At 75.5% G+C, this 9357-nt stretch carries 6 protein-coding genes; 4 read left to right on the top strand and 2 right to left on the bottom strand.

Annotation, left to right across the window (positions count from 1 at the left end):
• Positions 1-114: 114 nt before the first annotated feature.
• Positions 115-1716: an ABC-F family ATP-binding cassette domain-containing protein gene (locus AC07BF_RS29795; RefSeq protein ID WP_478318857.1), complete on the bottom strand. Its 1602-nt coding sequence runs from the start codon at positions 1714-1716 to the stop codon at positions 115-117.
• Positions 1717-1946: 230 nt separating this feature from the next.
• Here AC07BF_RS29795 and AC07BF_RS29790 point away from each other — a divergent pair, with 230 nt between their 5' ends.
• Positions 1947-2870: an ATP-grasp domain-containing protein gene (locus AC07BF_RS29790; RefSeq protein WP_371522370.1), complete on the top strand. Its 924-nt coding sequence runs from the start codon at positions 1947-1949 to the stop codon at positions 2868-2870.
• A 105-nt stretch (positions 2871-2975) separates the two neighbouring features.
• On the opposite strand, the gene AC07BF_RS29785 is transcribed toward AC07BF_RS29790, so the two are convergent.
• Positions 2976-4313 carry an NAD(P)/FAD-dependent oxidoreductase gene (locus tag AC07BF_RS29785; RefSeq protein WP_478334163.1) on the bottom strand — a complete coding sequence of 446 codons (1338 nt, stop codon included), beginning with the start codon at positions 4311-4313 and terminating at the stop codon, positions 2976-2978.
• Between the two features lie 458 nt (positions 4314-4771).
• Here AC07BF_RS29785 and AC07BF_RS29780 point away from each other — a divergent pair, with 458 nt between their 5' ends.
• The 3 genes from AC07BF_RS29780 (at position 4772) to AC07BF_RS29770 (ending at position 9222) form a co-directional block, all read left to right on the top strand.
• Entirely contained in the window at positions 4772-5941 is a 1170-nt protein-coding gene (locus tag AC07BF_RS29780; RefSeq protein ID WP_363582673.1) for a magnesium and cobalt transport protein CorA, read from the top strand.
• Positions 5942-6403: 462 nt separating this feature from the next.
• On the top strand, positions 6404-7225 hold the full coding sequence (locus AC07BF_RS29775; protein ID WP_363582675.1) for an SDR family NAD(P)-dependent oxidoreductase: 822 nt from the start codon (positions 6404-6406) through the stop codon (positions 7223-7225).
• Positions 7226-7710: 485 nt separating this feature from the next.
• Positions 7711-9222, top strand: coding sequence for a hypothetical protein (locus AC07BF_RS29770; protein ID WP_478334162.1), 1512 nt, complete (start codon positions 7711-7713; stop codon positions 9220-9222).
• Positions 9223-9357 lie beyond the last annotated feature (135 nt).

Raw genomic sequence — 9357 nt, 5'->3', positions numbered from 1 at the left:
TCCCCCCCCCCCCACCCCCACCCCCCCCCCCCCCCCCCCCCCCCCCCCCCCCCCCCCCCCCCCCCCCCCCCCCCCCCCCCCCCCCCCCCCGGGCTGGCTGGCGGGCGGCGCCGCTCACGCCAGGGCGACCAGCTCCAGGTAGGAGTCGTGCCACAGGTCCTCGTCGCCGTCGGGGAGGAGCAGGACGCGGTCGGGCCGCAGGGCCTCGATGGCACCCGGGTCGTGGGTGACCATCACGATCGCGCCCGGGTAGGTGCCGACCGCCGCCAGCACCTCCGCCCGGGAGGCCGGGTCGAGGTTGTTGGTGGGCTCGTCGAGCAGCAGGACGTTGGCGCCGGAGTGGACCAGGCCGGCCAGCGCCAGCCGGGTCTTCTCACCGCCCGAGAGGACCCCGGCCGACTTGTCGGCGTCGTCGCCGCGGAACAGGAACGCGCCGAGGACGTGCCGCAGTTCGCCGTCGCTCAGATGGGGCGCGGCCTGGGCGAGGTTGTCGCGGACGCTGCGCGCCGGGTCGAGGGTGTCGTGCTCCTGCGCGAAGTAGCCGAGCCGCAGGCCCGGGCCGGGCACCACCCGCCCGGTGTCGGGGCTCTCGTGGCCGGCCAGGACGCGCAGCAGGGTGGTCTTGCCGGCGCCGTTCAGGCCGAGCACGACCATCCGGCTGCCCCGGTCGACGGCCAGGTCGAGGCCGGTGAGCACCGGGCGGCCGGCGTAGGCCTTGGCGAGGCTGATCGCGCCGAGCGGCATCCGGCCGCAGGGGGCGGGTTCGGGCAGCCGGATCCGGGCCGTCCGTTCGGCCTGCCGGGCGGGTTCGAGGTCGGCGAGCATCCGGTCGGCGCGGCGGGCCATGCTGCGGGCGCTGGTGGCGGTGGCGACGCTGGCCCGCATCCGGTCGGCCTGGGCGTGCAGGGCGGCGGCCTTGCGTTCGGCGTTGGCCCGTTCCCTGGTGCGGCGGCGCTCGTCGGCGGCGCGCTGGTCGAGGTAGGCCCGCCAGCCGGTGTTGTGGACGTCGATCGCGGCGCGCTGCGGGTCGAGGTGGAAGACCCGGTTGACGGTGTCGGCGAGCAGACCGAGGTCGTGGCTGATCAGGACCAGCCCGCCCTGGTGGGACGCGAGGAAGCCGCGCAGCCAGGCGACGGAGTCGGCGTCGAGGTGGTTGGTGGGTTCGTCGAGCAGCAGGGTGCCGTGGTCGGCGAAGAGGATCCGGGCCAGCTCGACCCGGCGGCGCTGGCCGCCGGAGAGGGTGCCGACCGGGGTGTCCATGACCCGGGCGGGCAGTCCGAGGCCGGCTGCGACCCGGGCGGCCTCGGCCTCGGCCGCGTAGCCGCCCCGGGACTGGAACTCGGCCTCGGAGCGAACGTAGACGTCCATCGCCCGGCGCTGGTCGTGCGGTCCGTCGGCCTGCGCCATCGCCTCCTCGGCGGCGCGCAGCGCGCGGACGGCGGTGGCCAGGCCGCGGGCGGACAGGATGCGGTCGGTGACGGTGGCGGACGGGTCGGCGGCGCGGGAGTCCTGCGGGAGGTAGCCGACGGGGCCGGTGCGGGTGACCGTCCCGGCGGCGGGCGGCAGTTGTCCGGCGAGGGTGGCGAGCAGGGTGGTCTTGCCGGCGCCGTTGCGGCCGACCAGGCCGATCCGGTCGCCGGGGGCGATGTGGACGGTGATGTCGGACAGCAGCAGGCGGGCGCCGACGCGCAGGTCGACACCACGGGTGGTGATCATGGGATAACGCTCCGAAACAGCGAACGGACACACGGGTGGTGTGGAGGCGGGTCCGTCGGCTAGGAAATTCGGGGCGTAGACATGCGGCCAGGGTAGCGGGGCGGGTGAAGCGTCCGCATCCGAATTACCGGGGGAGCGCACCGCGTCCGCGCGGGTTTCGGCCAGTGGGGCGGGTGTTGGCTCGTGGGGCCCCCTTGCCGGGGCGCGGACCCCGCGCTTCCATGACCCGCATGGGTCGACGTGAGCTCGTTCTCCTGACTGATCACAGTTCGACCGAAGGAAGCCGGGACGTCCTCGTCGCCGCCGCCCGGGCCCTCACCGGCCGGGCGCCCGTGCTGCTCGACGCCCGGCACTTCATGACCGGCGGGGGCGGCCGGATCCGCCCCGACGACGAGGGCGGGCTGCGCCTGGAGGCGGACGGCCGCAGCGTGGCGGCCGACGCCGTCGTGGTCTACGAGATCCCGCCGCACCGGCGGCGCGACTTCGCGCCCTTCCAGCGGCTGCTGGGCGCGCACGGCGCCCGCTCACTCGGCACCGATGTGCAGGCCTGGCGGGCGGCCACCGAGAAGGACCTCACGGTGGCCCGCTTCACCCGCGACGGCGTCGCGCACATGCCGACCGTCTCGCTGTCCCGGCCGAGCCCGCGGGCCGCCGCCGAGGCCTTCGACCGGCTCGGCGGCGACGTCTGGGCCCGGCCCTGCGTCGGCATGGGCGGCGACGACGTCTTCCACGTCACCACCCACGCCCAACTCGCCTCCGCCGCACGGCACTACGAGCACGACGGGGCGGACTGGCTGATCGCCCGGGACGCCCGCAACTTCACCCCGGACGGCCGCCGCCACCAGTACCGGGTGGTGGTGCTCGACGGCCGGGTGGTCCGGGTCGTCGAACACGTGCAGGCGGATCCGGACGCCCCCTGCAACGAGAGCCGCGGCGCCGTCTCCGCCCCGCTCGCCGCCGCCGAACTGCCCCGGGGGCTCGCGGACCTGGCGATCCGCGCGGTCGCCTGCCTCGGCCTGCCGCTGGCCGGTGTCGACCTCGCCGCCGAGAGCGGCGGCGTGGTCTTCGAGGTCAACGTCCACCCGGCGTTCGGCCGCGGCGCCCTGGAGCAGGTCGCCGTGCCGTACGTGGCCGCGCACCTGGAGCCCGTCTGACGGTTCCGGCGGGGCGCACGGCGGGCCGGGCGCGCCCCGGGCCGGCAGCCGGTGAAGGAGGCCGGTCGACGGCACGGGGAGCCGGTCGGCGGCGAGGGGGGCCGGTCAGCTCCGCAGGATGGCGGCGAGGAGCGACGGGCGGAACAGCAGCGTCGGCGGGGCGACCAGCGACATCACCTCGTGGAACGCGGCGGTGACCGCCGGGTCGTGGGCGGCGCCGGCCAGCACCTTGTCGAGGAAGCGGTGCTGGAACGCGAGCAGGGCGCCGGAGGGGCCGCCGGTGGTGGCGGCGAAGCGGACGTCCTCGGTGCAGGACATCACCCACGGGTTCTTGGAGACGGCCGCGATCGCACGCCGGGCGTCCCGGGCCGTGGCGTGGCCGATGCCGCCGTGGCGCAGGGCGGTGCGGCGCAGCTCGCGGGCGCAGAACAGGGCGACGGTGACGCCCTGCCCGTACACCGGGTTGAAGGTGCTGGCGGCGTCGCCGACCACCACCAGGCCGTCCGGGGCGCTGCGTTCGTAGTGTCGCCGGATGCCGGGGCCGGGGACGAAGCCGCGCACCTCGCCGGCCGGCTCGGCCTGCTGGAGCGCCTCGCGGATGCTCGGGTCGCGCAGCCGGGCCAGTTGCTTGGTGAACCCGGTTTCGCCGGGCTCGGGTTCGGCGCCGCGCATGCCGGCGACGCTGACGATCCAGCGGTCGCCCTCGACCGGCAGCAGTACGCCCAGGTGGGGCGCGTCGGGGGCCTTGGTCTGCAGGTATATCGCCTTGTAGCCGATGTCGACGCCGGCCGGGCGGTGGAACAGCCGGGAGGAGTACGCGACGCCCGCGTCCACCCGCTCCTCGGGCACCGGCGGGTGGCCCAGCTCCGCCAGCCAGTCCGGCACCGAGGTCGTGCGGCCGGCCGCGTCCACCACCAACTCGGCCGGGATCTCCCGGACTTCGCCGCGCTCTGGCCCGCGGTCGCGGACCTTGACGCCGGTCACCGTGCGGGCCGACCCGAGCAGGCCGACCACGTCGGCGCCTTCCAGGAACTCGATCGCGGGATCGGCGCGGACCCGGTCCAGCACCGCCTTGTCCAGCACCGGCCGGGTGCAGGAGAGGAAGGCGAGCTGCGCCGGGTACTGCGCCATCCACCCCGCCGAGCTGAGCCACTTCAGATCGCCCGAGACGGCGACCCTCATCGCGCCCGCCTCCGTGAGCTCCTTCTTGATGCCGGGCATCATCTCCTCCAGCGCCCGGTGCCCGGCCTCCAGCACCAGGTGCGCGTGTCGGCCCTGCGGCACCCCGGCCCGGAACGTGGGCTCCGCCGGGTAGCGGTCCCGCTCCACCACCACGATCCGCTCGGCGAACCCGCGCAGGGCCCAGGCCGCCACCGTGCCGGCCAGTCCGCCGCCGATCACCACCGCCGTGCCCCGCCCGGGGGCCGTTTCCGAAGAAGTCATGACACGTAGCGTAGTCGGGCGGTGGCGGCCCCGTAGTCGCATCGGCGGGACGAACGGGCAGGGTGCGGGCGGCCGTTGGAGCCCGAACGCGCCGGGCGCACGACCGGCCCGGAACGTTGCCGCGCGGGCCCCCGGGGGCGGGCGGTGGGAGGCACCCGGGAGCGGGTACTACACTCGGCGGGAGTTGTGCAGGCCCCCCTTTCGGTGCGCGGGCGCGCGGAGCCGAGGAGGTGAGAGCCGTGGAGTGCAGTAGTCCGGGTCGAAGTCGGCCCCGCCCCCGGTTGTCCCGCACCATTCGCGGCACCCGGCGTTCCTCCTCCCGTACGGCTCCCGCGCGGCGCTGACCTCGTCCTCGACGAGGTGCCGCCGGTCGCGCCGTGCGCGTGGTGGCCGGCCGGGCGCCTCCGGCCCGCTGTCCCCGGACGGCGGCCCGGGCACCCACCGTGGAGGTATCCGCCATGTCCGACTGGCGTGTGCGCGCCGTGCGCGCGAGCAAGCGTCCGTTCTCCCGCCCCGTCGGGGGCTCCGGCCCCGTCGACACGCAGCCGGCGCCGGAGCACTCGATGGATCCGCGGCCCGACCAGCCCGTCGAGCCGGTCACCCTGGAGCGCTCGGTGGTGGACGCGGCGGTCTACCGGGACGGGCGGCGGATCGACGCACCGGCGAACCTCGCCGACATCTACCGCGAACTGCCCGACCGGCCCGGCGCGATGGCCTGGATCGGCCTGTACCGCCCGGCCGAGGCGCAGCTGCTGGAGGCGGCGGACCGGTTCAACCTGCACGAACTGGCCGTCGAGGACGCCATCGTCGCCCACCAGCGGCCGAAGCTGGAGCGCTACGGCGACACGCTGTTCGTGGTGCTGCGTGCCGCGCGCTACCTGGACGAGGCGGAGGAGGTCGACTTCGGCGAGATCCACCTCTTCGTGGGCCCCGACTTCGTGCTCACCGTCCGCCACTCCCAGGCGCCGGACCTGTCCGCGGTGCGCCGCCGCCTGGAGACGGACCCGGACCTGCTCGCGCTCGGCCCGGAGGCGGTGCTGTACGCGGTGCTGGACGCCGTGGTGGACGGTTACGCGCCGGTGATCGCCGGGCTCCAGCACGACATCGACGAGATCGAGACGGAGGTGTTCGGCGGCGACCCGCAGGTCTCCCGGCGCATCTACGAGCTGTCCCGCGAGGTGATCGAGCTCCAGCGGGCGACCCGGCCGCTGCTGGAGATCATGAGGAGCCTGGAGGCGGGCTTCGGCAAGTACGGCACCGACGACGAGCTGCAGCGCTACCTGCGCGACGTCGCCGACCACGCCACCTACGCCGCCGAGCGGGTGGACGGCTTCCGGCAGATGCTGCAGAACATCCTGACCGTGAACGCGACGCTGGTCTCGCAGCGGCAGAACGAGGAGATGAAGCAGCTCGCCGAGGCCGGGCACGTGCAGAACGACGAGATCAAGAAGATCTCCTCCTGGGCGGCGATCCTCTTCGCGCCGACGCTGATCGGCACCGTCTACGGGATGAACTTCGAGATCATGCCGGAGCTCAAGTGGGCGTTCGGCTACCCGTTCGCGATCGGGCTGATGGCGCTGGTCTGCACCGGGCTGTACGTGGTCTTCAAGCGCCGCAACTGGCTCTGACAGCGGGGCGGGGTGGGGCGCGGCGCGGCGCGGCGCGGTCGGCTCGGGCGCGGTGCTCGCGACCGGCTCCGCCGTGCGCCGAAATCCGGTGCGGGTTGACCGGCGGCCGCAACCGGCGTCGGCCGCACGGCTGTTCGCCCGGCGTCAGGGATTCGTCAGGGCGGCGGCGCGGCGCTTGCCCCGGTCCGCGCCCGCCGGTTGGATGAGGAGCATGAACCGCCCGGCACGCCACCACGACCGCCCGCCGCATCCGCGGCCGCCGGTCCGCGTCGCCGCGGCCGCCATCGCCGTGCGCTGATCCGCGCCTCCCCGCCGGAGGGCACGGCACGTGCCGCGCCCCGCCCCGTCGCCCGATCGGCGCGGGGTGCGGGCGGGCGCGCGAGTTCCGCATCTCATCAGGTCTTTTGAGCCCGCACCCCGGCCCGGACAGGGCCGGCGGTGCCCCGCACCCTGGGAACGGTCATGTCCGAATCCGCCCTGTCCGCTCGTACCGCCCTCGTCACCGGCGCCTCCTCCGGCATCGGCTGGGAGACCGCCCGGCTGCTCGCCGGGCTGGGCGCCACCGTGCTGGTGCACGCCCGGACCACCCCGGAGGCCGAGGCGGCCGTCGCCCGGCTGGTCGACGCCGGCGCCCGCCGGGACCAACTCGTCGAGCTGGCCGCCGACTTCACCCGCCTCTCGGAGGTCGCGGTGCTGGCCGGTACGGTCGTCAAGCACTACCCGGCGCTGGACCTGCTGGTCAACAACGCCGCCGCGATGGCGCCCGAGCGCTGCACGCTGACCGACGACGGCAACGAGGTCTCGCTGCAGGTCAACTTCCTGGCCGCGCACCTGCTGGCCAGGCTGCTGCGGGCGCCGCTCTCGGCATCCGGCGACGCCCGGATCGTCAACGTCTCGTCCTCGCTGCACCGGACGGCTTCGATGAACTGGTCGGACCCGCACCGGGTGAAGAGGTACTCGCGGGTGGCCGCGTATGCGCAGTCGCAGCTCGCGCTCACCATGGCGACCGCCGACATGGCCCCGGCCGGCTCCGGCATCACCGCCGTCAGCCTCAACCCGGGCCTGTGCGACACGGCGCTGCTGCCGCTGTACGGGCGGGCCGGCGCGCCGGCGGCGGAGGGTGCGGCGGCCGTCGTCCGGCTCTGCCTGCCGGACGTCGCGGTCGCCAACGGCGCCTACTACGACGGCGGTTCGGTGGCGCCGGTGGCGCAGGCCGCCCAGGAGGAGCGCTCGCTGAAGCGCCTGGTCAAGCTGGCAGACCAGTTGGTCGGCCAGGCCGCTTGAAGCCCTTCCCCGGAATCGGAGAGCACGCGATGTCCAAGCGCGCCCGCAAGAAGAGGGCCCGGCGGAAGAACACGGCGAACCGCGGCCGCCGGGCCGGGCAGGGCTGACCCGCCCACCACCGCGGGCCACCACCCATCACCACTCACCACTCACCACTCACCACTCACCACCGCCGAGAACCACCGCGAACCGGCGGACACCGCCGGGCGCCGGGGACGGTCGCTAAGGATGCGTCAAGAACGGCGCCCGGCGGCGTCAAGGAGCCGTCAGGGGGCGGCTTCCCGCAGGTGGCGCGGCACTAGCGTCGCCCGGCGGAGAGAAACGGTTCTGCTCCGGTTTCAGCAGGAAACCCCGGCGGACCGTGCAGCGGGGGAGAGGAACGTGCGGCCATGACCACCTCGGCAGCGGGCACGACGGCCACCACGGGGGAGGCGGCCCCGGGGACGGAAACCGGTCCGGCGGGGGAACCGGCCCCAGCCGGACCATTGGCCAGGACAACGGCCACAACAACGGCCCGGACATCGGCCCGGACAGCGATTCGGACAACGGCCGCCCCGAGCGCCCTGGCCCGGCTCCGGCACGGCGCACGGACGGTCGGCGGCCGCGCCTACTGGACCACTCCGCGCCTGGTCCGAGGCCTCACTACGCTCAGCCTGGCCGCCCTGATCGGCCTCGGCGCGGCCGCCACCACCGTCCTCGGCGGGGCCCGCGACGGCACCGACACCATCGGCCACCGGGCCGCCCCGCAGGCCACCCGCGCCGCCGACCTCTACTTCGCGCTCAGCGACATGGACGCCCAGGCCGCCAACCTGCTGCTGGTCGGCGCCGACCCCGACTACACGGCGCTGCGCAAGCAGACCCTCGACACCTACGAGCAGCGCCGTGCGCAGGCCGACGGCGACCTCCAGCAGGCCGCCCAGGCCGCCGCCGCCGACCCGGCCGGCCAGAGCGCCGTCCAGCAGGTGCTCGGCCGGCTCGGCAGCTACGAGGCCCTGGTGGCCCGCGCCCAGCTGCTGGAGGAGCAGGCCAAGGCCCCGGCTGGCCAGCCCTCGCCCGCCGCCCTGGACGCCTACCGCCAGGCCACCGACCTGCTGCGCCAGCAACTGCTGCCCGCCGCCGACCAGGTCACCGCCGCCAACGAGGCCACCGTCGAGCAGGTCTACACCGAGCGCCGCGACGCCCTCGGCAGCGGCTGGTGGTGGCTGCTCGCGGTCGGCCTGCTCGCACTCGCCGCGCTGCTCGGGCTCCAGCGCGTCCTGGCGGTGCGCTACCACCGCGTCGTCAACCCGGCGCTGGCCGCAGTCACGCTGCTCACCGGCGTCGTGCTGGCGATCGGCCTGCACCTGGTCAGCCGCGCCGACGACCACCTGGTGACCGCCAAGAGCAACGCCTACGACTCGGTGATCGCGCTCAGCCGCGCCCGTGCCGTCGCCTTCGACCTGAACGCCGACGAGAGCCGCTACCTCACAGACCCGTCCCGCGCGGCCGCCTACGAGCAGAGCTTCCTCGACAAGACCCAGGCGATCGCCCGCCTGGACGGCGCCACCCTCGCCGACTACAACGCCCAACTGGCGGCCGCCGCCGCCCGGCACCGCGCCGACCACGCGGCCGTCCCCTTCGGCGGCTACCTCGGCACCGAACTGCACAACATCACCTTCCCCGGCGAGCAGGACGCCGCAGAGCGGGTGCTGGCCGCCTTCCAGCAGTACCAGCAGGACGACCGGAAGATCCGCGCGCTGCGCGACGAGGGCCGGCTCAAGGAGGCGGTGACGCTCAACACCGGTCTCTCCCAGGGGCAGTCCAACTACGACTTCGACCAGCTGAGCACGGCCATCGGGGACACCATCGCGGTCAACGCCATGGCGATGGACTCGGCGGTCGCCGCGACCGACGACGACCTCGACGCCAGCACGGCGGCCCTGGCCGCGGGGGCGCTGGCGGCGGCGCTCGCCCTCACCGCGCTGGGTGTCCGGCCGCGCCTGCGCGAGTACCGGTAGCCGCCGGCACCGACCCGGGGGGGGGGGGGGGGGGGGGGGGGGACGGAGCCGGGGGGGGGGGGGGGGGGGGGGGGGGGGTGGGCGGGGGGGGGGGGGGGGGGGGGGGGGGGGGGGGGGGGGGGGGGGGGGGGGGGG

The organism is Kitasatospora sp. NPDC043950, from assembly GCF_056435345.1.
This window is presented reverse-complemented; position numbering and strand designations above follow the sequence as displayed.

Bases quoted from the DNA above. Each gene is read 5' to 3' on its own strand.
- AC07BF_RS29795 (WP_478318857.1), bottom strand. From the start codon at position 1,716: ATGATCACCACCCGTGGTGTCGACCTGCGCGTCGGCGCCCGCCTGCTG.
- AC07BF_RS29790 (WP_371522370.1), top strand. From the start codon at position 1,947: ATGGGTCGACGTGAGCTCGTTCTCCTGACTGATCACAGTTCGACCGAA.
- AC07BF_RS29785 (WP_478334163.1), bottom strand. From the start codon at position 4,313: ATGACTTCTTCGGAAACGGCCCCCGGGCGGGGCACGGCGGTGGTGATC.
- AC07BF_RS29780 (WP_363582673.1), top strand. From the start codon at position 4,772: ATGTCCGACTGGCGTGTGCGCGCCGTGCGCGCGAGCAAGCGTCCGTTC.
- AC07BF_RS29775 (WP_363582675.1), top strand. From the start codon at position 6,404: ATGTCCGAATCCGCCCTGTCCGCTCGTACCGCCCTCGTCACCGGCGCC.